26 protein-coding genes, 1 tRNA gene and 1 pseudogene are annotated in these 20908 nt (G+C 73.0%); 4 read left to right on the top strand and 24 right to left on the bottom strand.

The window, feature by feature from the left end; all coding sequences use genetic code 11:
• Positions 1-3 precede the first annotated feature (3 nt).
• The 17 genes from A6A27_RS35110 to A6A27_RS45365 form a co-directional block, all read right to left on the bottom strand.
• Entirely contained in the window at positions 4-1275 is a 1272-nt protein-coding gene (locus A6A27_RS35110; protein ID WP_073838958.1) for a hypothetical protein, read from the bottom strand.
• Positions 1268-1483 (bottom strand): hypothetical protein, encoded by a 216-nt coding sequence (locus A6A27_RS43750; RefSeq protein WP_143194326.1) that lies wholly within the window; start codon positions 1481-1483, stop codon positions 1268-1270. Before A6A27_RS43750 ends, A6A27_RS35110 begins: the two co-directional genes overlap by 8 nt.
• Positions 1480-2382, bottom strand: coding sequence for a hypothetical protein (locus A6A27_RS35105; protein ID WP_073838957.1), 903 nt, complete (start codon positions 2380-2382; stop codon positions 1480-1482). The genes A6A27_RS43750 and A6A27_RS35105 overlap by 4 nt, the downstream gene beginning before the upstream one ends.
• Before the next feature lie 84 nt (positions 2383-2466).
• Positions 2467-3006, bottom strand: a complete 540-nt coding sequence (locus A6A27_RS35100) for a hypothetical protein (RefSeq protein WP_073838956.1) — start codon at positions 3004-3006, stop codon at positions 2467-2469.
• Positions 3003-3446: a helix-turn-helix domain-containing protein gene (locus A6A27_RS35095; RefSeq protein ID WP_073838955.1), complete on the bottom strand. Its 444-nt coding sequence runs from the start codon at positions 3444-3446 to the stop codon at positions 3003-3005. The genes A6A27_RS35100 and A6A27_RS35095 overlap by 4 nt, the downstream gene beginning before the upstream one ends.
• On the bottom strand, positions 3443-3640 hold the full coding sequence (locus tag A6A27_RS35090; protein WP_073838954.1) for a hypothetical protein: 198 nt from the start codon (positions 3638-3640) through the stop codon (positions 3443-3445). Before A6A27_RS35090 ends, A6A27_RS35095 begins: the two co-directional genes overlap by 4 nt.
• Positions 3637-3834, bottom strand: coding sequence for a hypothetical protein (locus A6A27_RS35085; protein WP_073838953.1), 198 nt, complete (start codon positions 3832-3834; stop codon positions 3637-3639). Before A6A27_RS35085 ends, A6A27_RS35090 begins: the two co-directional genes overlap by 4 nt.
• Positions 3831-4136, bottom strand: coding sequence for a hypothetical protein (locus tag A6A27_RS35080; RefSeq protein ID WP_073838952.1), 306 nt, complete (start codon positions 4134-4136; stop codon positions 3831-3833). The genes A6A27_RS35085 and A6A27_RS35080 overlap by 4 nt, the downstream gene beginning before the upstream one ends.
• Entirely contained in the window at positions 4136-4336 is a 201-nt protein-coding gene (locus tag A6A27_RS35075; protein WP_073838951.1) for a hypothetical protein, read from the bottom strand. The genes A6A27_RS35080 and A6A27_RS35075 overlap by 1 nt, the downstream gene beginning before the upstream one ends.
• Positions 4336-4596 carry a hypothetical protein gene (locus tag A6A27_RS35070; RefSeq protein ID WP_241825607.1) on the bottom strand — a complete coding sequence of 87 codons (261 nt, stop codon included), beginning with the start codon at positions 4594-4596 and terminating at the stop codon, positions 4336-4338. The genes A6A27_RS35075 and A6A27_RS35070 overlap by 1 nt, the downstream gene beginning before the upstream one ends.
• A complete protein-coding gene (locus A6A27_RS35065; RefSeq protein WP_073838950.1) occupies positions 4589-6307 on the bottom strand; it encodes a UvrD-helicase domain-containing protein in 1719 nt (572 codons plus the stop codon). The genes A6A27_RS35070 and A6A27_RS35065 overlap by 8 nt, the downstream gene beginning before the upstream one ends.
• Positions 6304-7611 (bottom strand): hypothetical protein, encoded by a 1308-nt coding sequence (locus A6A27_RS35060; RefSeq protein ID WP_073838949.1) that lies wholly within the window; start codon positions 7609-7611, stop codon positions 6304-6306. Before A6A27_RS35060 ends, A6A27_RS35065 begins: the two co-directional genes overlap by 4 nt.
• Entirely contained in the window at positions 7608-7766 is a 159-nt protein-coding gene (locus tag A6A27_RS44605) for a hypothetical protein (RefSeq protein ID WP_158074119.1), read from the bottom strand. Before A6A27_RS44605 ends, A6A27_RS35060 begins: the two co-directional genes overlap by 4 nt.
• Complete coding sequence (locus tag A6A27_RS35055; RefSeq protein WP_073838948.1) at positions 7763-8038, bottom strand: hypothetical protein; 276 nt, start codon at positions 8036-8038, stop codon at positions 7763-7765. The genes A6A27_RS44605 and A6A27_RS35055 overlap by 4 nt, the downstream gene beginning before the upstream one ends.
• Entirely contained in the window at positions 8035-8352 is a 318-nt protein-coding gene (locus A6A27_RS35050) for a hypothetical protein (RefSeq protein WP_073838947.1), read from the bottom strand. The genes A6A27_RS35055 and A6A27_RS35050 overlap by 4 nt, the downstream gene beginning before the upstream one ends.
• Positions 8349-8531, bottom strand: a complete 183-nt coding sequence (locus A6A27_RS35045; RefSeq protein WP_073838946.1) for a hypothetical protein — start codon at positions 8529-8531, stop codon at positions 8349-8351. Before A6A27_RS35045 ends, A6A27_RS35050 begins: the two co-directional genes overlap by 4 nt.
• 131 nt (positions 8532-8662) lie before the next feature.
• Positions 8663-8947 carry a helix-turn-helix domain-containing protein gene (locus A6A27_RS45365; protein ID WP_198940587.1) on the bottom strand — a complete coding sequence of 95 codons (285 nt, stop codon included), beginning with the start codon at positions 8945-8947 and terminating at the stop codon, positions 8663-8665.
• A gap of 219 nt (positions 8948-9166) precedes the next feature.
• Between A6A27_RS45365 and A6A27_RS35035 the strand changes: the two genes are divergently transcribed.
• Complete coding sequence (locus tag A6A27_RS35035) at positions 9167-9580, top strand: helix-turn-helix domain-containing protein (protein WP_073838944.1); 414 nt, start codon at positions 9167-9169, stop codon at positions 9578-9580.
• A gap of 7 nt (positions 9581-9587) precedes the next feature.
• Positions 9588-11072 (top strand): tyrosine-type recombinase/integrase, encoded by a 1485-nt coding sequence (locus A6A27_RS46970; RefSeq protein ID WP_073838943.1) that lies wholly within the window; start codon positions 9588-9590, stop codon positions 11070-11072.
• Positions 11073-11141: 69 nt separating this feature from the next.
• On the opposite strand, the gene A6A27_RS35025 is transcribed toward A6A27_RS46970, so the two are convergent.
• Positions 11142-11218, bottom strand: a tRNA-Thr gene (locus A6A27_RS35025).
• A gap of 134 nt (positions 11219-11352) precedes the next feature.
• On the opposite strand from A6A27_RS35025, the gene A6A27_RS35020 reads away from it, so the two are divergent.
• Positions 11353-13089, top strand: coding sequence for a metallophosphoesterase family protein (locus A6A27_RS35020; RefSeq protein WP_073838942.1), 1737 nt, complete (start codon positions 11353-11355; stop codon positions 13087-13089).
• A gap of 98 nt (positions 13090-13187) precedes the next feature.
• On the opposite strand, the gene A6A27_RS35015 is transcribed toward A6A27_RS35020, so the two are convergent.
• From A6A27_RS35015 to tmk, 6 genes and pseudogenes are all read right to left on the bottom strand, one after another.
• The gene (locus A6A27_RS35015) at positions 13188-14027 is read right to left on the bottom strand and encodes a PSP1 domain-containing protein (RefSeq protein ID WP_073838941.1); all 840 of its coding nucleotides are present in this window, start codon (positions 14025-14027) and stop codon (positions 13188-13190) included.
• A 454-nt stretch (positions 14028-14481) separates the two neighbouring features.
• Positions 14482-15123: pseudogene (locus A6A27_RS35010) on the bottom strand (hypothetical protein); the annotation flags it as partial.
• Positions 15123-15428 carry a type VII secretion target gene (locus A6A27_RS35005; RefSeq protein WP_073838940.1) on the bottom strand — a complete coding sequence of 102 codons (306 nt, stop codon included), beginning with the start codon at positions 15426-15428 and terminating at the stop codon, positions 15123-15125. The gene A6A27_RS35005 and the pseudogene A6A27_RS35010, both read right to left, overlap by 1 nt.
• 1 nt (position 15429) lies before the next feature.
• Positions 15430-15759 (bottom strand): YbaB/EbfC family nucleoid-associated protein, encoded by a 330-nt coding sequence (locus tag A6A27_RS35000; RefSeq protein ID WP_073838939.1) that lies wholly within the window; start codon positions 15757-15759, stop codon positions 15430-15432.
• A gap of 121 nt (positions 15760-15880) precedes the next feature.
• Positions 15881-17212: a DNA polymerase III subunit delta' gene (locus A6A27_RS34995; RefSeq protein WP_073838938.1), complete on the bottom strand. Its 1332-nt coding sequence runs from the start codon at positions 17210-17212 to the stop codon at positions 15881-15883.
• Positions 17212-19362, bottom strand: a complete 2151-nt coding sequence (gene tmk, locus A6A27_RS34990) for a dTMP kinase (protein ID WP_274534617.1) — start codon at positions 19360-19362, stop codon at positions 17212-17214. The genes A6A27_RS34995 and tmk overlap by 1 nt, the downstream gene beginning before the upstream one ends.
• Before the next feature lie 218 nt (positions 19363-19580).
• On the opposite strand from tmk, the gene A6A27_RS34985 reads away from it, so the two are divergent.
• Complete coding sequence (locus A6A27_RS34985) at positions 19581-20789, top strand: amino acid deaminase/aldolase (protein WP_073838937.1); 1209 nt, start codon at positions 19581-19583, stop codon at positions 20787-20789.
• Positions 20790-20908: the final 119 nt, after the last annotated feature.

Genomic DNA, 20908 nt, shown 5'->3' with positions numbered 1-20908 from the left:
CGGTCAGCCCTCCGCCTTCGTCGGGTCGGCGCAGGCCGGCAGCGCCAGTAGCGCGTCCACGGCGGCAGCCAGGTCGGCGCGCGGCGTACCCGGCTGCGGCACGTCGACGGCGGTACGCCAGTCCAGGGCGGCGCGGACGACCGTGGCGAAGTAGTCGTCCGGGTCGGTGGAGCGGCAGGCCCAGCAGACGCCGCACCCGTCGTCGGGCCAGTTACGGGCGCACCGGGCAACCTGGCCGGCGGTGCCGCGCACCTCGGCGGGCACCAGGTCCAGCAGCGATCCCGGGCACGGGTACGGCTTGACCTCGTCCACACCCCAGTGCCGGTACAGCTTGGGGTGCTCGTCCTCGTACTTCACGAGCCCGGCAACCAGCGTCAGCACCCAGGCGGGCAGCTCGGCCTCAGCACGGCTGGCCTCTCGCCGCCACCGGCGCTCCAGGAACGCGTACAGCTTCGACGCGGTCTCGACCAGCGCCTCCCGGTCTGCCTCCGGCAGGTCCGACCACAGCACCCAACCGGACGGACGGCGCAGCTTCTCGTAGGTGTGGTGCCACAGGCAGGCGGTCTCGGCGGCTGGCGGCCAGGCCTCCTGCGCGCGACGCGGGGAACCGAGGCCCGGCGCGGGCGGCGTGTCGTCGGTGATGTCGACGAGTCCGGGGCCGTCGTGGAGGGCCTGGCGGATGTCGCGGATGCGGATCAGGACGTCGTCGTCGTACTGGGCGAGGAAGTGGCGGAGGTGTGCCCATTCGGCGTTGTGCTGTTCGCGGGCGGCCTGGTTGGCCTTGAACTGGCGGTGGGCGGCGTCTCGTGCGGCGTCGCGGTCGCTGCATGCCTGGCTCACCTGGAGGGCGAAGACGTCGCGGGCGCGGGTCATGCAGTCCAGTTCGGCGCGGGCTCGGTCTCGTTCGGCGGTCAGCTCGCGTACGGCGCGGGTCTGGCTGCGGAGGTCGTTCTCGGTGGCGTTGAGCTTGGTGTGCAGCTCGGTGTGGTGGGCCAGGCCGTCCCGGAGGGCTTTCTCGCCGTAGGTGGCACGCCACTGGTCCAGCTCGGCACGGAGGCGGCTGGCGACGGCGGGGATGGAGTCGATGCGGTCGCCAGGGAGCATGCCGAGGGCTCGGGCTGCGGCGAGCAGGAGCTTGAGGAGCTGGTCGTGTTCCTGCTCGGCTGCTTCGGCTCGGGTGCGCTGCTGGTCGATCTGGTCGAGGAGGCCGCGGACGGCGGCGGAGTCCTCGTGGTCGAAGACGCGGATGCGGGGGGCGGTGGGCTGTTCAGGCATGGCGGCGGGTCTCCTCGATCTCTTCGCGGATCTGGCGGCAGCGGGTGCGCCAGGCTTGGGGGCTGGGTGGCCAGCTGCCGTTCCAGGGGTCGTCTGGGTCGGTGGCGGGTGGGGGTGGGGTGTGGGCTTGGGCGCGGCGGATGGCTTCCTGGGCGGAGGCGCGGGCGCGTCGCATGCCGGGCGTGAGGTGCCGGTGCGGGGCGGTCATTCGCCTGCTGCCTCTCGCTGGGCTTGGTACGCGTCGCGGGCTGCCTGGCGGCGTGCGGTGGCCTCAGCGATGGCCTGGGCGGCCCGGTTGGGGCGGCGCAGCGGGTTGCCAGGCTGGCTGGGCACCGGGGCGGGGAACAGGCTGGGCCGGTTCTCGGTGGGAGTTGCGTCGGGGTTGCCGGGGACCAGGCGGAGGGCCGGCGCGGGGTCGGCTTCGCGCGTGCGGTCGTAAGTTGCGGTCTCAGGCTGAGGTGGTTGCTCGCCGTCCTCAGAGAGTGAGCTTTCAATCCCGTTCCCAGGAGCCGTAGGCGACTGGGGGCGCAGGGGGTCTGGGGGCAGCGTGCCCCCAGAGGGAGGTTCCAGGGGTGGTTCTTGGGGGGTTCCCGGGAGGTTCACGGGTGGTTCGGGCGGCACTGCGTCCGTACGTACGTCGCCAGAATCCGTACGTACGTCGTCTGCGTCCGTACGTACTGACACCGAACCCGTACGTACTGACTCTGCGTCCGTACGCTGCCGCTTCTGCTTGCGCCGGTAATCCCGCACCCGGGCCGCCTCAGCCGCCCTCTTCTCATCGATGTCGGCCTCTAACTGAGCCATCTCGGCCGGGTCGCGCTTCTTGGTCATGTCGAGGTTCCAGCGGGGCGTGCCCCACCGGGTGGTGCCGTCCGGGATCAGCAGTCCGGCGGCCTCCAGGCGTTCCTGGGCGCGCTGGATGGTGCGGGCGTCGTAGCCGGTGCGCCAGATGACGTCGGTGATCGCGGCGTGGGTGTCGCGGCCGAACTCGTCGGCTCGCTCGGCGCGGGCGATGAGGACGCCGCGGGCGGTCGTGTCGGGGTGCCCGGACTTGGTCCGGAGCATGGGGGCGTCGTCGAGGGCCCACTGCACGGCCTGGTAGCTCACCCGGTGGCTCCTGATCTGCTGGCTGGGGTTGTGGTGCTGGGGTGGCTGGCCGGGCCTCGGGGAAGAGGGGCCCGGCCAGCCCGGTCAGGCCTTGGAGGGCCAGCAACGGCGGCACCAGCGCGCCTCATGGAGCCCCCAGGCCTGCCCTGCGGCGAGCCGCTGGCCGGTGCGAGTGGACCGGCCGCACCCCGTCAGGGGCTCGTCGATCCGGTGCGCCTCGATCTCGCGCCGTGCGGCGGCGATCCACACCGTCTCCTCGGCGGTCGGCCCGCCGGGCGGCACGGTGACGGGCTGCTCCGCCCCCATCGGGTTGGGGCCGGGAGCGGCGGCGCCGGGGAAGCAGGCCGGCTTGGTGCACGCCACCGCACCGACGTGGTCGGCCATCGGCCCGGACAGCTCGTGGTGCGGAACGTCCGGCACCTGGCCCTTCGGCAGGCAGGCAGGGACGATCAGGACGCCGCCCTTGTTCTGCTCCCACCGGAGCTGGCCAGCGGTGCGTTCCCCGTTGTAGACCCGCTCAACGCGATGCGCGGTGAATCTGGGGTGGTTCTTGCGGACGGGTACGGCGACGGTCAGCGATGCCAACAGTTCGCGGGGCAGGCGGGGCAGGGTCGTGGTGGTCATGCGGCTCGGGCCTCCTCGGTCCGGTGGGAAGACTCGTTCTCGATGTCGTCGAGCGGCCCAAAGCGCTCGATCAGCAGGCCGGCCTCCATCTGGCGGGCGCGGGCGGAGCGCCGACGATGGACGGTGCGGGCGCTGATGCCGAGGCGGATGGCGATCGCGTTGGCGGACAGGCCCTGTGCGTCGAGGACGTCGATGGCGGCCTGGCGCTCGTCGACGGTCAGCCGCAGCGCCCGGTCACCCCCAACAGCCCGATCGACGGCCATCGGGTCGACCGGGCCGCGGCGAGAACCGCGGTTGCTCATCCGGCCACGGATGTATGGGCGGCGGCGGTTCTCTCGCCGCTTGTGCGCCAGGTAGGCATCTCGGGCCTCCGGGTGGGTGCAGCCGAGGCGGAGGTAGGCGTACCAGGTGCCGTGGTGGCGGGCGGGGCAGTCGTTCACCGGTCGTCTCCCATGCGCACGTTGGCCGCGGCGGCGATCTGGGCGCACGCCGCACAGTCCCGGTGGCCGACCCGGACCGGCCGGCCCGTCATCAGCCCGGCGGCCATCACCGACCCGCAGATGTGCGGGTACGGCCTGTCGGCGGGCACGGGGCGGCCGAGGAGGATGCTCGCGCCGATCCACTGGCCGATCACAGGTCGTCTCCGATCCGGCGGAGGTGTTCGGCCTGGGCGGCTTCCACCTCGGCGGACACCCGCTGGTCGTGCACGGCGTTGGCCTTGGCCCGGCCGCAGATGCACGGCTTCAGCCCGTTGTGGTCGGCGGGGATCACCCCGGACGGGGTGTACGGATGGGTACGCCCCGGGCGGCGGCGCTGGCGGCGGCTCACCGGGCCACCTCCGGCGTCCGGACCGCGATGGTGACCGTGACGGGGGTCAGCGGCCCGCACTCGTGGTCGCCGTACGGCTTGCCGTAGCGGGCGCCGCAGGCCCGGCACGCCCATCGTTCCTGCCGGTCCAGCACCTCGGGCTCCGGCGGCCGCCGGCGGGCCGGCCCTGAAGTGAACTCCTGGCAGTCGTCGCAGTGACGGCACTTCTCCCAGGTCTTCTGGCCCCATCGCAGTGCGGCCCGATGGCAGGCCTTGGCGCAGCCGCAAGTGCAGATGGTGTCGAGGCAGGTCGGCGTGGCCATCACGGAGCCCCGTCCTCGAGCACGGCCGCGGCGTCGGCACGCTGCTTGCATTCCCGGTGGGACAGGCCCACCGGCTCGGCCAGCCAGACGGTGTCGTCGCCGGTGCGGATGGGGTCGCCGTAGACCTTGCAGCGGCCGATGACGGTCGGCACGGCGGCCCGCTGCCGGCCGAAGTTGTTCAGGGTTCGTCGAGCGGCCATCACGCGCCGCCCTTCAGCCGGTTCACCTCGGCCGCCAGCTCCTGGCGGAGTGCCTCGACGCGGGCGACCTCGCCCAGCCAGGCCGGCACGTCGTCGGCGACGGCGCGGGCCAGCTTGTTGGCCTCGTCCTCCCGGCCGCTGTCGCGGGCCTCGCAGTACGCGATGTACCGCTCCCCCATGCCGTCCAGGTCGGCGGGGACCGCCCGGGGCCCCAGGGCCGGCACCGTGCCGGCCCCGGGGAACTGGATGACGTCAGCCACGGCTCGCTCCGGCGGTCACCGGTGCCGGCCAGGTGGCGCGGACCGCCGGGTCGCACAGGAAGCACGGCCGCCCTCCCGTGCAGCCCGCACCGGGCGCCGGGGTGGGGCCGGTCAGCTCCTCGGCGATGACGTCGGCAGGGTGCTCCACGAGCGGCATCGTGTCGGCGTCGTCTGAAATTCCGGCCAGTTCCGCGAGGGGGTCCGGCGCGTCCGGCAGAATCGCGTGCTCCGGGTGCACCTTCCCCACCACCGGCACCGGCGCGGCGGCCGGCACGGGGCCGCCGGCGTACCGGTCCACCCAGGACAGGCCGTACCGGTCGAGCACCTGCTGAGCCCTGGTCACCGCGACGTACGCCAACATCACCTCGTCCCGGGCGATCCGGGTCGATCCGTCCTCCTTGACCTTCGGCTCCGGGAAGTCGTCCGCGATCAGCACCCGGCCCCACTCGCGGCCCTTTGCCTTGTGCGCTGTCGACACGATGGTGTCGGCGTACCGCTCGTCGACCAGGGCGTCGCACACCCGCATGACCTCGCGGGCGCCGTGCTTGTCGATGAGGCGGACGAACACGCGCAGGTCGGAGCCGCCCGCGTCCATCTCGACGTACTCCTGGACCTCCCGCCAGCTGGTGAAGGCGAACAGGTCGGGGTGGTCGGTGGGGATGCCGGCCTGGAGCCGCTCGGCGGCCTCGGCCATCCGCCGGATGTCGTTGCCGCCGCCGACCAGCGCGGCGCGGCGGCCCTGCCCGAGGGCGTCGATGACGCGGATGATGGCGCCGGCGTTGGACCGGCACAGCACGGCGTCCGGGGCGTCGAGGGGCTCCACGCGGGACTGGATCCGCTCGTAGCCGGTCAGCCGTAGGTCGGTGTTGTCGAGCAGCGACAGCCACTTGTTGGCCTCAGCCGCCACTGCCGGCCCGAAGCGGAAGGACTGGCTCAGCTGGAAGCGGCGGCCGTCGAAGCTGGCCATCGCGTCGGTGGCGCCGCGCCAGCCGTAGATGGCCTGGGCGCGGTCGCCGACGAGGATCCGCTGGGCGGGCTGACGGGAGACGAGCCCGGCGACCGCGGGGTTGGAGTCCTGCGCCTCGTCGAGGAGGACGTAGTCGGCGTGGATTACCGGGTCGGTGAGGATCCACTGCTTGAGGTAGCAGTCGTGCGTGTACCGGAGCTGCCCGTTGAGCTGGGTGAGGTCGTCGTCCCACGCCTTCTGGGCGATCGGGACGAGGTACTTGGCGAGCTCCGCCTGGCCGGCCTTGTCGAGGCCGTTGACCAGCGGCACGTTCATTCGCTGGATCTGCCGGTCGTCGCTGTAGCAGAACCGCTGGATGGTCTCGGCGACCAAGCGGGCGAGCTGCTGCGGCGCGAGCATCGTCTCGCCGACCTTCACCGGCTCGTTGAGGCCGAGGATGATGGCGGCCTGCCGTGCGGGCACCCGGGGCCCGTTGAGGCGATGCGCGTATTGGCGGCCGACCGCGCCGTAGGCAAAGGAGTGCGCGGTCTTGCAGACGACGGTGGAGGGGAACTCCTTGGCCGCGTCGGTGGCGATCGACTTGTTGTAGGCGAGGTACGCACCGCGCTTGCGGCCAGCGGCCCGGGCGAACAGCTTGAGGGTGCTGGTCTTGCCGGTACCGGCGCCGGCCTCGATGGTGATGTCGTCGCCGGTCAGGCCGCCCTCAACGATCGCGTCCTGCTCCGGGGTCGGGGTGTGGCTCATCCGGCCATCTCCATCTCGGTCTGGGCGGGCGGGGTGTTCTGCGCGATGCACGACTCGGTCCGCTCGATCACGCGGCTGACCTCGTCATCGGTCAGGTCGTTGGTGCTAGCGACCTCCCGGCCGGCGATGTCGCTGACGTAGGCGAGGCGCTCGTCCCGGTCCGTGATGTCGGCCTGGCCGAGCAGCGCGAACATCCGGCGGCGAGCCGGGTCGTTGGCCGGGTTCTTCGGCTGCGGCGGGAAGAGCTCGTCCTTGCGGGCCTTCCACTGGGTGCGGAAGTGCTCGAGTTCGGCCGGGCTGATCCGGCTGTCCTTGGCGGCGTCGCCGGCGGCCTTCCAGATCCGCCGGAGGCCGGTCTCGTCGGTGGCTTGCTTGAGGTCGTCGAGCAGGCCGGTGGCGGCGGCGGACAGCGCCGCGGGCGGGCCGGACACGGGACGGCTGGCCGGTGGGCCCGACACGGGCCGCTCGTCGGTATCGCGGCCGAACGAGTCGTCCGAGGTCGCCAGCGGCGTCAGGTCCCGCACGTGGGCCGTACCCGGGTCGCAGCGCAGCGCCTCGAAGATCAGCCACTCCAGCGACCAGTCCGCCGGCAGCTCCTGCGGCTCGTCGACGCCGGGTCGGATACCGGTGTGCACCGACCGGGCACCCACGACGATCGGCTTGGCATCGCGGGACAGCCGAACCCAGCAGCTCGCATCGAAGGCGAGAGTCTTCTGACCCTCGACCTTGTATTCCTTGGTCCGCTCGATCGGCCGCCCGTTGGCGTCGAGCGCCGCGGTCTCCTTGCCACGGGCGGTCATGACGACAATGCCCGGCATGGTCATCAGCAGCGTCATGAGCTTGCGGTGCCGGCCGTTGGCCTCGTTCCACAGGTCCATGGAGATCGTGGGCTCCACGTCGGCCGGGAGGCGCCGCTTCTTCTTCTCGAAGTAGCGTTCCCTGGCGGCGTGGTCGGCCAGGCTCTTGAGCAGCTCCCACTCAGCGGTCATCGAGTCGATGACCAGGACGACGGGGGGCTGTCCGGCGTCGGCGGCCTGCCGGGCGAGGTCGCGTACGGCCTCGACGGCACCAAAGATCTGCCCCCACGAGCCGTCGTGCTCGATGACCTCGTAGCGGCTGCCGGGGATGGCGCCGTACTCGTCAGCGGCTCCCTCGCCGAGATCCAGCCAGTAGGTCTGGCCGACCTTGGCAGAGGCGGACAGGACGGCGGCAGCCCAGCTCTTGCCGGCCTTCTCGCCGCCCTCGACGAGGATGAGCGGCCACGGCACGCGGCCGGTGGGGCGTCGGGTACGCAGGGCGGTCACTGCTCGGCTCCCTGGGTCGTGTCGGTGGTGTCGGTCTCCAGCCCGGCCGCGGGCTCACGGCCGAGGTCGGCGATCCACTGCTCGATCTCGTCGGGCTGCTCCGGCTGCTGGTCGCGGTGGAGCAGGTGGGTGAGTCGGTCTCGGACGGTGGTCATCGGGGGTCTCCCGGGTAGGTCAGCGGTAGGTCGGCGATGGTGGCGGTGACCGCCTCGGTGAGGGACGGCTCGCCGGCGGCCTGGGCGTCGAGCGCGTCGCGAAGCTCCGCGTTGCGCTCCCGGTAGTGGCGGACCTGCCGGTGGAGGGCGGCCTTGTCCTCGGTGAGCCGGGTGATGGCGCGGGCGTCGATCCGGCCGAGCGCGATCACGATCACGAGGGCGGCGAAGAGCACGAACGCGATGGCGAGGAGGTACGTCTCGGCGCGGCTCACGCGGCTGCCCCCCGGGTTGCGGCGTACCTGGCGCGGACCTGCTCCACGACCGCCTCCATGCCCTCCGGGGCGTCGTACTCGCCCAGGACGACGCCCCGCCAGTAGGCGCACTCGTCGTCGCACCAATGGCCGGGCAGGTGCCCGCAGAGGGGGTCGATGCCGAGGGTGATCAGCTGGGACTCCTGGAGGAGCTGCTCCGTGGTCGCCTCGGGGCCGAGGGCCGGGTCGCGGCGCACCGGGAAGGCGTCGCCGGTGGGCGGGAGCTGCGGGGTCAGCTCGGGGATGTCAGCGACGGCCGGCCAGGTCGGGGTCACTTCGGGCCGCCTTCGGCGAGCTGCGCCTCCAGCTCGGCGAGCCGGGCGCGCATCGCCGCCTTCTCCGGGTCCTCCGGCGCCGGGGCGTGGGTAAACGCCTCCACCTCCAGCGCCCCGATCCGGCAGCACGCCTCGTACTTGAAGCTGCCGCTCGTGACCTCCCGGGTCGCGGCGGCCACCGAAGGTGAAATGCCAGTCGCGCGGCTGCTCCGCGTCGGCCTGGACGGTAGGCTGCGTGTGCATCTGGACTCCTTGGTTAGGGCTGGGGTGTCCGGGTGGGAGCCCCCGTGTCAGCGGGGGCTTCGTTCGTTCAGGCAGCGGCCAGCACGCCGGCGTCGCTGTCCTGCCGAGCGGCCTCGGCCTTTGCCTTCTTCTTCTGCCGCTCGACGTACGCCTCGCAGGACAGGCGGCAGACCATGCGGGTGCCACCGATGTAGACCGCCTCCAGCTCGCCCTCACGGATCAGCCGAGCGACGGTCTGCCGATTGATGCCGCCGAGGAACTGGCCGGCGGCCGGGAGGCGCAGCACACGGGGTGGGGTCTGGATGACGAGTTGCGGTCTGGTGCCGCCCTCGGCTCCCTGATTGCCGTTCATGGCACTGAAGTTAGCAGGCATGTTGCGCTATTGCCAACTATGGCAACGCTAGTACTTTCGGACACTCTCTGGCGGCGCTCATAGCCCTACGCTGTGGCCATGACGGTCATAGACGAGCGTGTCTTCACCCCACAGACACGTGTCGCCCGCCGGAGCCGGGAATGGCAATCGAGCCACGCTCGGCAAACGGGTACCGAATCCGGCACCTATGGTGGGGGCGTGCCGCCGCCGCAGCCCAGCAACGACCCACGGGTCCGCCTATTCGCGCAGTTCATCCGGCGTGAGCTGGCAAGCGCCCGCGAGCGGGGGATGTCCATTGAGGACGTCGAGGCGGCCATCAAGGAAGCCGACCCGGACGCCAAGGTAGGCCGCTCCACCATCTACCGTTGGCGCCGCGCCGAGGTCGAGTCACCCCAGCGCCGGCAGGTCCAGGCGTTCTGCAGAGGCCTCGGCATCCCCGTGACCACCGCCGGGCAGATCCTCGGCTGGGACGACTCCCGGCAGCCGACCGCCCCGGACCCGACCGTCGACCCGGACATCCGCGCGATCATGCGGAAGCTCACTGACCCCAACGTGCCTACCGAGCAGAAGACGATCATCCGCGCGACGTTGAGGCACCTCGCCAAGGAGTGATGCGCCCATGCCCCGACAGCCCAACCGCCGGCCCGCGATCTACCTGGGCAGCGACGGGCTGTACCACTGCTGGGTGACCATCGGCACCAAGCCGAACGGCAAGCCGGACCGCAAGCACCGCAAGGGCCGGACCGCCACCGAGGTGGCCGCGAAGGTCGACGAACTCCTCGACCGGACGAAGCGCGGGCACGGCGTGCCGCAGAAGATCGAGACCGTCGAGCAGTGGATGACGCACTGGCTGGAGCATGTGATCAAGCCGCGTCGCGCCTACGGCACCTACACCGCCTACCGAGGGCTGATCAACAACTACGTCATCCCGCACATCGGCGGGTGGAAGCTCGACGGAACCCGCCGCCGCCTGGAGCCGGAACACCTCGAAGCGATGTACACGGCGATGGCCGCCACAAAGATCGTGCGCGGCAGCCGCGGCGCGGACCGGGCGCCGACGGTGTCGCAGGGCACGATCCACAAGACCCACCGGATGCTCAGCGTGGCCTTCAAAGCGGCCGTTCGGCGGGGCAAGGCGTCGAGGAACGTGGCTAGCCTGATCGAGCCGCCCAGCTACCGCCGGCGGAAGGTCGCCGCGCTGACCATCGCCGAGACGGAGGCCGTCATCAAGATGGCGCTGAACGACGACATGGCTGCGCGGTGGCTTCTCGGCCTGCTCGCCGGGCCGCGGCAGGGCGAGACGCTCGGGCTGCGGTGGCCCCGAGTACACCTCGACCCGCCAGCGGGCGAGGAACCGTACTTCGAGCTGGAGACCCAGCTCCAGCGGCGGGCGTGGCAGCACGGCTGCGACGACCCGGTGAAGTGCACCGAGGGGAAGCATCGGGTCGAGCCGTGCCGGCCGCCGTGGGTACACGGCTGCAAGGACCCGGCAGCGTGCCGCGCGCGGCCGCACCTCTGCCCCCACCGGCGCCCAGGGGACGGCTGCAACCGCCACACCCGGGCCTGCCCGCCGCTGTGCCCGCCCGGCTGCATCGAGCACGCCCGCCGGTGCCCTCAGCGCGTCGGTGGCGGGCTCCAGGAGGTGGACCTGAAGACCGAGGAATCCGTCCGCCCGGTCGCCCTGCCAGCCGTGCTCGTCGAGCTGCTCCGCAGGCGGCGGGAGAAGCAGCAGCAGGAGTTCGAGCTCCTCGGGCTGAAGTGGACGCCGAAGGAGCTCGTGTTCACCACGCCATGGGGGAGGCCGATCGACGCGGGGCAGGATCACAAGGCGTGGGAGGAGCTGCTCCGCCGCGCGGGCGTCGACGACGCGAAGCTCCACGCGGCCCGGCACACGGCCGGCACCATGCTCGTGGCGAGCGGCGCCGACATCAGCGTGGTCCAGGAGGTCCTCGGCCACACCGACATCAAGACCACTCGGATCTACGTCGACGTGGCGAAGAAGACGCAGCGGGAGGCCATGGACCGGGCCGTCTCCGCGCTGATGGACGGCAACCTGGCGGCGCTACTGCAACCCAAGAGCGCAACCCAACCGCCTCAGAGCTGATCTCCAACGGGCATGAAGAAGGCCCCGCGACCTTGGCGTTTCGCCTGGTCACGGGGCCTTCCCCGTTGGTGGAGCCGCCTGACGGAATCGAACCGTCGACCTACGCATTACGAGTGCGTCGCTCTAGCCGACTGAGCTAAGGCGGCAACGATCGTCAAGTGTACGGCACACCCCGACCCGGAGCCGAACGGGATCCCCTCTCTCGCCGAACCGGTCATCGAGGAGAAGTTCGGTCGTTCGCCGGACAGCGCTCGCACCCGGGCGGGACTACCCTGCGGCGGTGAGCGATGATCAGGTACCGCCGCAGCCGCCGCTCCCCGAAGCTCATCCCGGCGAGCGGGCGACCCGCCGCCCGCGCAGCCTCGACCCGCTGGAGCTGGGGTTCACCCCGCGCAAGCCCGTCCCGTGGCTGGCGCCGCTGCTGCTGATCAGCACCGGCCTGCGTACCCTGCTGGCGATGCTGTTCGGGGCGTACCTGGACAAGCGGGAGTTGCAGAACGCGTTCGACGACGGCACGTTCCGGCAGGTCGGGCCGGACGGCGGGCTCTGGCTGGATTACGTGGCCGACCTGGGTGACGGCTTCGACGCGACGTATTCGGTGGCGTACCTGCTCGCCCAGCCGGAGCTGGAGGTCGACGGGCACCGGCTGTCGCGGGCACAGACCCTGGTGATGGGGGGCGACCAAGTCTACCCGTCGGCGGCCTACGAGGCGTACGAGGACCGGTGCAAGGGGCCGTATCAGGCCGCCCTGCCGCTGGCGCCGCCCGAGCGGCCGACGCTCTTCGCGGTCCCCGGAAACCACGACTGGTACGACGGCCTGACCGCCTTCCTGCGGCTGTTCGTCCGGACCCGGGACCGGCACTTCGCCGGCTGGGGCACCGGTCAGTCCCGCTCGTACTTCGCCGTGGAGCTACCCGCCGACTGGTGGCTGCTCGGCATCGACGACCAGTCCGGGTCGTACCTGGACGACCCGCAGCTCACCTACTTCGACGAGGTCGCTCGGAAGCTCACCCCGCGGTCGAAGGTGATCCTGGCGGTCCCGGCGCCCACCTGGGTCAAGGCCGCGGACCATCCCACGGCGTACGACTCGATCGACTACTTCATCCGTACGATCATCGCCCCCACGGGGGCGCAGGTGCGGCTGCTGATCTCCGGCGACCTGCACCACTACGCCCGCTACACCGGCCCGGATCGGCAGCTCATCACCTGCGGGTCCGGCGGCGCCTACCTCTACCCCACGCACATGCTTCCCGAGCGGCTTGAGGTGCCGCCGCGGGACACGCTGTCCCGCCGCGCCAGCCGCACCCGCGAGTACGACCTGGCGGCCCGCTACCCGGAGAAGGCCCGCTCCCGGCGCTACGGCTGGGGCATCTTCGCCCGCCTGCCGTTCCGCAACCCGGGCTTTGCGACCCTGCTCGGTACGCTGCACACCCTGCTCATGCTGGCGATGGCCGGGGTGACGGCGAACCAGGTGGGCACGACCGAGCAGCGGCTGCTCAGCGTCCCGCTGGTGATCATGCTGGTGGTGACCATGCTCAGCGCGGCGTTCTTCGCGAAGCCACCGAGCGCCGGTGGGAAACGGCACGCCCGGCACTGGATCCTCGGCGTGAGCCACGGGCTCGCCCACGTCGCGCTGGCCGCCGGCGGCACCTGGCTCTGGCTGAAGCTGCCCTTCTACGACTGGCCGTGGCCGCTGCCGGTGGTCGCGGCGGCCGTCCTGTACGGGCCGGTGATCGGGCTGGTCGCCAGCCAGTTGGTGGCGCTCTACCTGCTGGTGGCCGGGTCGTTCGGGGTGAACGTCAACGAACTCTTCGCCGGCCAGGGCATCGAGGACTCGAAAGCGTTCCTCCGGTTCCGGATCGACCCGGACGGCACGCTGACCATCTACCCGATCGCCGTGGACAAGGTCTGCCACGCCTGGCAGCTGAACCCGGACCAGTCCGCCACCGCCTCCTGGCTGACCCCCCAGGCCCCGCTGCCCCCCCGCCTGGCCGAACCCCCCATCGTCCTCCGCTGACTACCCATCGCCCAGCGGCGTTGATCATGAGGTTGGCGGCGCTGAAAGAGATCGACTTCGCCGCTAACCTCATGATCAACAGGGGCCAGGCAGCAGGGTCAGGGGGTGTAGTGCTGGTCGTGGGCCTGGCGGGGGGCACAGACGGAGGCGCGGCTGCACGAGCAGCGGGAGCCGTCCGCGTCCAGGCGGACGGTGACCGAGTCCCGCGGGACGCTGTGGCCGACCACCTTGCCGTCCCCCTCCGGCGTGGAGACCCGGGTGCCGATCGACGGGGCGGACTCCTGGAACCGCTGGTAGAGCGGATGCTCGTACTTGAGGCAGCACATCAGCCGGCCGCACGCGCCGGAGATCCGCAGCGGGTTGAGCGGGAGATCCTGGTCCTTCGCCATCCGGATGGTCACCGGCTCGAAGTCGGTGAGGAAGGTGGCGCAGCACAGATCCCGACCGCAGGAGCCGATCCCGCCCTGGACGCGCGCCGAGTCGCGGGCGGAGAGCTGCCGCAGCTCGACCCGGCAGTGCAGCGTCGCCCCCAGGTCGCGCACCAGCGAACGGAAGTCGACCCGGTGCGGCGCGGTGAAGTAGACGGTGGTCCGGTCACTGCCGGTGTCCGGCGTACCGAACACGTGGTCGACGGCCACCACCTTCATCGGCAGCCCGTGCTCCCGGATGAGCCGCTTGGCGGCCACCTTGGCGTCCGCCTTGCGCCGGCGCAGCAGCTCGTCGCGGCGCAGGTCCTCGTCCTGGGCCAGCCCGGCCAGCTTGGGCGCACCGGCGGTGTCCTCGTCGACCCACTGCGCGGCCCAGACGCACTCGGCCACCTCGGGCCCCTCGTCGGTGGGCACCAGCACCTTGTCGCCCACCTGCGGGCGCAGCTCGCCCGGGTCAAGGTAATAGAGGCGCCCGTACCGGTTGAAACTGACCGCGCAGAGCATGCCCATGGCCACCACCCTACGACGCCGTGCGGTCTGCCGGCCGCCCAGCCGTCGCCGTCCGGTCACCCGGCGCAGCGATCCATTGTCGGCTCGACCGAGCCGGGGCCAACCCGCTGTGTGGTTGATCCTCGCCCGGACGGCTGAAAGATGAGGCCACCGGAGGACAAACGGCGACCGACCGCGTTGAGTGAAGACAGACCTGCGGGGGGTGCAGGGGAAGCCACGGCGTCGCCGCCGGAGCCCGGCCACGGCCGGTACGGCGCGCGGCGCCGTGGGCTTGCGCCGGGGGCTCATGCCAGCACTCCGCTCCGCCGAACGGCCCGAGCCCCGGCCGCGTCGGTCAGTGCGCACCATCGTACTGAGCCTGCTGATTCGCTCGCTTCGCTCGCTCAGTGGCCGATCCGGGCGGTGCGTCCGGGTGCAGCCGCTTGAGCCGGGTGGACAGCCCACCGATGCCGCCGTAGCGGGGCCCCCCGAACACCCGCTCCCGCCAGGTCGTCTCGGCCAGGCTCGGCGCCCACTGGCGCAGCAGCGTCTCCGCGCCGTCGTACGCCACCCCGAGCACACCCAGCACCCGAACCGCGATCTCCGCCGCCGCCAGTGCCCCGGTCGGCCCGCCGTCCGCACCCGGCCGCCCGGCGGCGTGCACGGTGACCGCCTCGGTGGAGCGCAGCACGTCGGCCAGGGCCCGGGCCAGGGCGAGTCGGCTCCCCTCCACCCAGTCGGCCAGCGCGTCGGCGTATCCGGCAGTCGACTCCAGCCGCCCGACCAGGCTCTCCGGCCCCTCGTCGAGGTGGCGGAGCAGGGCGCCGCGGGCCTCGTCGTACGCCGCGGCGGCCGGCCCGGACCAGGCGACCGGGTCGGCGAGCAGCGCGGAGGCGTCGTCGTATCCCCGGACGAGCCGGCGTACAGCGTGACCGGCGTCGGCCAACGGCGCCGGATGCAGCTCAAGGAACTCGCGCACGGCCGCGCCGGGGAGCACCTGCATGCGGCGCAGCAGCGGCCAGAGCGGGTGCCCCTCGGGTGCGCCGCCGGCGAGCAGCGCGTCGACCCGGGCCAGCAGATCGAGGCCCGGCTCGGCGAGACGGTCCAGGGCATCCATCACGCCTCCCGGCGGAGCCGGCACCCGGCGGACTCGTCGGTGGCCGCGTACCGGCCGGCGGCGCTGCGCAGCGCGGCCGCGGCGGCGGACAGCCGCGTCGCGGCGGCGCCCGCCTCGCGGGCCCGGTCGCCGGTGGCGCCGGTCCACTGCCGGTGCAGGGCCCGACCGATCTCGCCGGGCCGGCCCTCGGCGTGCGCGCCGAAGGCGGGGTGCGGCGGGTCGGTCGCGGTCACGGTGCGGGCCAGGGTGGCGAGGGTGGCGCTGGCCTCCTCCAGGCGGGCGGCCAGGGCGTGCAGGGTGTCCATGTCAGGCTCCCGCCAGCGGCCGGTACGCCGCGAAGGTCTCGTTGTGCAGCTTCTCCCGGGCCCACTGCGCGGCGTCGGCGGCGGTGGTGACCGCGGCCTGCACCGAGCCGGCGACGTCCCGGGGGTTGCGCTGGTGCAGCGGGCCGAGGAAGCGCACGCCGGTGATCCGTCCACCGGCGGTCACCACCACCTCGACCAGCCCGTCGGGCGAGCGGACGGTGACCTCGACCGTCGCCACCGCCTGGTCGAACTCGGCCTGGAGGGTCTCGATGCGCCGGTAGCGCCGGACCGCTTCCTCGATCCAGGCCTCGTCGACCTCGCCCCGTGGCATCGGTGGACTCCTCCCGGCTGGCCCTCACTGAGCGTGCCGCCACCGTCACCACGGCACACCGGACCGTACCGCACGTCAATCGCGCCTGTCGATGCCCTGTGGACAGCGCCGGAAAGCTCGCCTAGCCCTTCCAGAGGGCGAGCATCATCGCCTCCACCGCGATCCGCGGCTTGACGTTCGCCTCGATCGCCGCCCGGCACTCCAGCACGGCCTCCAGCCGGCGCAGCGCCCCCTCGGCGTCCCACTTCTGCGCGCCGGCCTCGGCCAGCGCGGCGGTGTCGGTGTGCACCGGGGCGACCGGTGCCCGCAGCGCCACGGCGAGTGCGTCGCGATAGAAGCCGGCCAGGTCCACCAGCGCCCGGTCGAGCGCGTCGCGCTGGGCCCGGGTGGCCCGCGACTTCTGCCGCTTCTCCAGGTCCTTGAGCTGGCCGGCGGCACCCCGCATGGCCCCCGCCGCGCCCCGGCCGGTGCCGCCCGCCCCGAGCGCGGTCTGCAGTGCGGCCCGTTCCGCCTCGTCGATCTCGGCGACCGCCGCCGCGGCCTCCGCCTCGGCCGCCTCGATCAGCGCGGACGCGGCGTCGAACGCCGCACCCACCCCGGTCAGCCGGCGCGGCACGGCGAGCACCGCGTCGCGGCGCTGCCGGGCCTCCGGGTCACGGGCCAGCCGCCGGGCCCGGCCCACGTGCCCCTGCGCGGCCGCCGCCGCCCACTCGGCCACGTCGGGCGCGATGCCGTCCCGGCGTACGAGGACCTCGGCCACCGCGCCGGCCGCCGGCTGGCGCAGCGGTACGACCCGGCACCGGGACCGGATGGTCACGGAGATGTCGTCCGGGTGGGTGGACGGGGCGCAGAGCAGGAACACGGTCCGTGGCGGCGGCTCCTCGACCGCCTTGAGCAGCGCGTTGCCGGCCGCCTCGGTGAGCCGGTCGGCATCCTCGATGATGACGATCTGCCACCGCCCGCCGGACGGCGTGCTGGCCGCCCGGAGCACCAGGGCGCGCATCTCGCCGACGCCGATGGACAGCCCCTCGGGCACCACCAGCCGGACGTCGGCATGGGTGCCGGCCAGCGTCGTGTGGCAGCCGGGACACTCGCCGCAGCCGGTGCCGTGCACGCACTGCAACGCGGCCGCGAAGGCGCGCGCGGCCACCGACCGGCCCGAGCCGGGCGGGCCGGTGAAGATCCAGGCGTGGGTCATCCCCGCACCGGGGTCGCCACCGGCCGCCTCGCCCGGTCCGCCCGCCGGACCGGCGATCGATTCGGCGTCGAACTCCTCGGCGAGCGCGTCGAGTTCGTCGTATGAGCCGCCCGGCCCGGCACCGGTCGCCGGCCCGGCCGGGCGGGCCGCCGGCACGGCGGCGGCCCGCAGCAGGGCGGCGGCCGAGGCGGCAGCGTGGCGCAGCGTCGCCACGGCCTCGTCCTGCCCGACCAGGTCGGCGAAGGCGTCCGCCATCAGGTGGGGCGCTCCATGGTCACCAGCTCCGCGTCGGATAACTCGGGCTGGACCGTGGTGTCCGGGCCCTGTGCCGGGCGGGGATGCACGATGCCGGCCGGATCGCCCAGGACCTCCTCCATCCGCCGGGCGACCGCCTCGGCGATCTCCTCGACCGGCCGCGCGGCGTCGAGCACCAGATAACGCTTGGGGTCGGCGGCGGCCAGGTCGAGGAACGCGTACCGGACCCGCTCGTGGAACGCGATCGACTCGGCCTCCAGCCGGTCGGCGCCCTGGTTACGGGAACCGACCCGGGACAGGCCGGTGTGCGGTTCGACGTCGAGCAGCACCACCAGGTCGGGCTTGAGCCCGCCGGTGGCCCACGAGGAGAGCCAGGAGACCTCCTGCGCCGGCAGCGTACGACCGGCGCCCTGGTAGGCGAGGGACGAGTCGACGTACCGGTCGCTGATCACCACGGCGCCCCTGGCCAGCGCCGGCCGGACCACGGTGGCGACGTGGTGCGCGCGGTCGGCGGCGTAGAGCAGCGCCTCGGCGCGCGGCGACGGGGCCTCGGCGCCGGCGGTCTCCAGCACCAGCGAGCGGATCCGCTCGCCGACGGCGGTCGCCCCCGGCTCCCGGGTGACCACGACGTCCCGCCCCTGGCCGCGCAGCCGTTCGGCGAGCGCGGCGAGCTGGGTGGACTTGCCGGCGCCCTCGCCACCCTCGAAGACCACGAAGAGACCGCTGGAGACGAAGGGCTCGGTGGGCATCAGCGGGCGGCCCCGGATCGAGCCCCACAGGTCGGCCAGGACCGGTACGCCCTTCTTGTCGTCCATCTGGCCGAATGCGCTGATCCCGGCGAAGATGCCGGCGGCACCCGCGACGAGCAGCAGCAGGCGGGTCGAGGAGACCGAGATGCCCAGGTCGGCGATGGCCAGCTGGCGCGAGCCGCCGACGCCGACCAGGAGGCTGCTCAGTGCGATGGCCAGGATCAGCACCAGCCGGGTGCCGATCTGCACCACCGCGAAGACCCGGCCGCGCAGCTCGTCGGCGACCTCGCCGCCGAGCAGGGTGGTGCCGGCCAGGAAGGCCATGCCGGCGCCCGCACCGACCAGGATCGCGCCGAGGATCGCCATGGACAGGTGAATGGCGAAGGCGAGCACCAGCACGGACGCGCTGGCCAGCACGATGCTCATGCCGAACCAGCGGCGCCGGGACATGTCCCGGACGATCATCGGGCCGGCCCCGATGCCGATCGCCAGACCGATGAAGATCGCGCCGAAGAGCAGGTAGAACGCGGCGTCACCGGCGCCCAGCGAGGCGGCGAAGAACTTGGCCGTGCCGACCACGATGCCGCCGCCGGCGAACGCGCCGAAGATGCCGAGCACCAGGCCGCGGACCAGCGGGGTCTGCCGGATGAACGTCCAGCCCTCGGCGAACTGCCGCACCATGCTCTGCTCGGTGGGCTCGCGCTCGCCGGTGCGGGTCCGGCTGATCTCTCTGATCCCGAAGGCGACGACCAGCGCGGTGGCGAGCCGGGAGAACGAGTTGACCCAGAGCGCGAGCTGCGCCGGCTCGGCCCAGTTCGGCAGCCCGCCCCCGACCAGCCCGCGCACGCTGCGGTCGAGCACCGCGGCGACGATGGCGGCTCCGATCGGGGTGATGCCGTACGTGGTGATCAGGGTGAGCTGGTTGGCGGTCTCCAGCCGGGCGCGCGGGATCAGGTTGGGGACCGCGGCCTCCTTGGCCGGGATCCACATCAGGGTGATCGTCTCGATCAGGAAGGTGGCGATCGCCGCCCAGGTGACCACCAGGGCGCCGCTGGCGCCGGTCAGCGCGTAGAGCGGGATCGAGGCGAAGAGCACGAAACGCAGGACGTCGCAGATGACCATGGTCCAGCGCCGGTCGAACCGGTCGGCGAAGACGCCGGCCACCGGGCCGAGCAGCAGGGCGGGCAGCAGCCGGATCGCGATCAGCGTGCCGAACGCCGCGCCCTTGGCGGTGTCGCCGGAGACCTGAGCGGCGGCGAAGACCGAGGTGGCGAGCAGGCCGAGCCAGTCGCCGAAGGAGGCGACGCCGAGCACGATCCAGAGCCGGCGGAACGGCCGGATACGCAGCACCGAGCGGGTGGCGGCCGCCGCGGACAGGTCAGCCTGCGCGGGCGACGACACGCCGGGCGACTCGCCGTTCTTCTGGCTTTTGATGGCCGTACCTCCACGTGCCGGCCCAGAGTTGGGCATCCCCGGTGCAACACTCTAGTCGCGGCGAGAAGCGCCCCCCTCCGCGACATTCGCCTGCTCGCCGAGCCTAGGCCGCCGGGGCCACCGCCCGCAGCCCGGACATACGCGAGGGTATTTCGCATTGACCTCCAGACAGTTAGCGTGCAGCCGTGGCCACCGACAGTGACAGACTTCGCGATCGCCTCGACCGGGCGACCGCCCACCTCGACCCGCCGTACGCGGTCGTCGACCTCGCCGCCTTCGACGCGAACGCAGACGCGCTCGCCCGCCGGGCCGCCGGCAAGCCGGTCCGGGTGGCCAGCAAGTCGGTCCGCGCCCGGGAACTGCTCAGCCGGGTGCTGGGGCGCCCCGGCTGGCGCGGCGTGATGGCGTTCACCCTGCCCGAGGCGCTCTGGCTGGCCCGCGCCGGGGTCAGCGACGACGTGCTGGTGGCGTACCCGACCGCCGACCGGGGCGCGCTCGCCGAGTTGGCCGCCGACCCGGCGCTCGCCGACGCGGTGACGCTGATGGTCGACGACGCCGGTCAGCTCGACCTGGTCGACGAGGTGTGCCCGCCCGGCCGCCGGCCACCGGTGCGGGTCTGCCTCGACCTGGACGCCTCCTGGCGACCGCTCGGCGGGCGGGTGCACGTCGGCGTCCGGCGGTCCCCGGTGCACAGCGCCCGGGCAGCCGGCGCGCTCGCCCGCGCCGTCGCCGGCCGGCCCGGCTTCCGGCTGGTCGGCCTGATGTCGTACGAGGCGCAGATCGCCGGCCTCGGCGACGCCCCGCCCGGGCAGGCGGTGCTGGGTACCGCGATCCGGGTCGCCCAGCGCGGCTCGTACCGGGAACTGCTGGCCCGCCGGGCGGCGGCGGTCGCCGCGGTACGCGAGCACGCCGACCTCGAGTTCGTCAACGGCGGCGGCACCGGCAGCGTGGCCGCCACCAGCGCCGACCCCGCGGTCACCGAGGTCACCGCGGGATCCGGCCTGTACGGGCCGACACTCTTCGACGCCTACCGGGCCTGGCGCCCCACCCCGGCGGCCTTCTTCGCCTGCGCGGTGGTCCGCCGGCCGGCGCCCGGGCTGGCCACCGTGCTCGGTGGCGGCTGGATCGCCTCCGGCCAAGCCGGCGAGAGCCGGCTCCCACGGCCGTGGTTGCCGGCCGGGCTGCGGCTGCTCGGCGCCGAAGGCGCGGGTGAGGTGCAGACTCCGGTGGCGGGCGCGGCCGCGACGGCCCTGCGGGTCGGGGACCGGGTCTGGTTCCGCCATGCCAAGGCCGGCGAGCTGTGCGAGCACGTCAACGAACTGCATCTCGTCGACGGCGACAGCGTGGTCACCACCGTGCCCACCTACCGGGGCGAAGGCCGGGCGTTCCTCTAGTCACGGGACGTGGCCTCGTGAAGCAGGACCTGGGCTCCTCGGCCGGGTGACGGCGGGCCCCGGCGCACCTCGGGCGCCCGCCGTACGTCGTGCCGCCCGGACGCACCCCGGGCGTCTTT

Source organism: Micromonospora sp. CB01531, assembly GCF_001905095.1.
Classification (GTDB): Bacteria; Actinomycetota; Actinomycetes; order Mycobacteriales; family Micromonosporaceae; genus Micromonospora.
The sequence above is the reverse complement of the archived record's forward strand: the minus strand, read 5'-3'. Positions and strand labels throughout refer to the sequence as shown.

Excerpts from the sequence above, each read along its gene's own strand:
- A6A27_RS35075 (WP_073838951.1), bottom strand. The coding sequence starts at position 4,336 with ATGGCCGCTCGACGAACCCTGAACAACTTCGGCCGGCAGCGGGCCGCC.
- A6A27_RS46970 (WP_073838943.1), top strand. The coding sequence starts at position 9,588 with ATGCCCCGACAGCCCAACCGCCGGCCCGCGATCTACCTGGGCAGCGAC.
- A6A27_RS44605 (WP_158074119.1), bottom strand. The coding sequence starts at position 7,766 with ATGACCACCGTCCGAGACCGACTCACCCACCTGCTCCACCGCGACCAG.
- A6A27_RS35110 (WP_073838958.1), bottom strand. The coding sequence starts at position 1,275 with ATGCCTGAACAGCCCACCGCCCCCCGCATCCGCGTCTTCGACCACGAG.
- A6A27_RS35000 (WP_073838939.1), bottom strand. The coding sequence starts at position 15,759 with ATGCCACGGGGCGAGGTCGACGAGGCCTGGATCGAGGAAGCGGTCCGG.
- A6A27_RS35080 (WP_073838952.1), bottom strand. The coding sequence starts at position 4,136 with ATGGCCACGCCGACCTGCCTCGACACCATCTGCACTTGCGGCTGCGCC.
- A6A27_RS34995 (WP_073838938.1), bottom strand. The coding sequence starts at position 17,212 with ATGGCGGACGCCTTCGCCGACCTGGTCGGGCAGGACGAGGCCGTGGCG.
- A6A27_RS43750 (WP_143194326.1), bottom strand. The coding sequence starts at position 1,483 with ATGACCGCCCCGCACCGGCACCTCACGCCCGGCATGCGACGCGCCCGC.
- A6A27_RS35065 (WP_073838950.1), bottom strand. The coding sequence starts at position 6,307 with ATGAGCCACACCCCGACCCCGGAGCAGGACGCGATCGTTGAGGGCGGC.
- A6A27_RS35100 (WP_073838956.1), bottom strand. The coding sequence starts at position 3,006 with ATGACCACCACGACCCTGCCCCGCCTGCCCCGCGAACTGTTGGCATCG.
- A6A27_RS35015 (WP_073838941.1), bottom strand. The coding sequence starts at position 14,027 with ATGGGCATGCTCTGCGCGGTCAGTTTCAACCGGTACGGGCGCCTCTAT.
- A6A27_RS45365 (WP_198940587.1), bottom strand. The coding sequence starts at position 8,947 with ATGAACGGCAATCAGGGAGCCGAGGGCGGCACCAGACCGCAACTCGTC.
- A6A27_RS35005 (WP_073838940.1), bottom strand. The coding sequence starts at position 15,428 with ATGGACACCCTGCACGCCCTGGCCGCCCGCCTGGAGGAGGCCAGCGCC.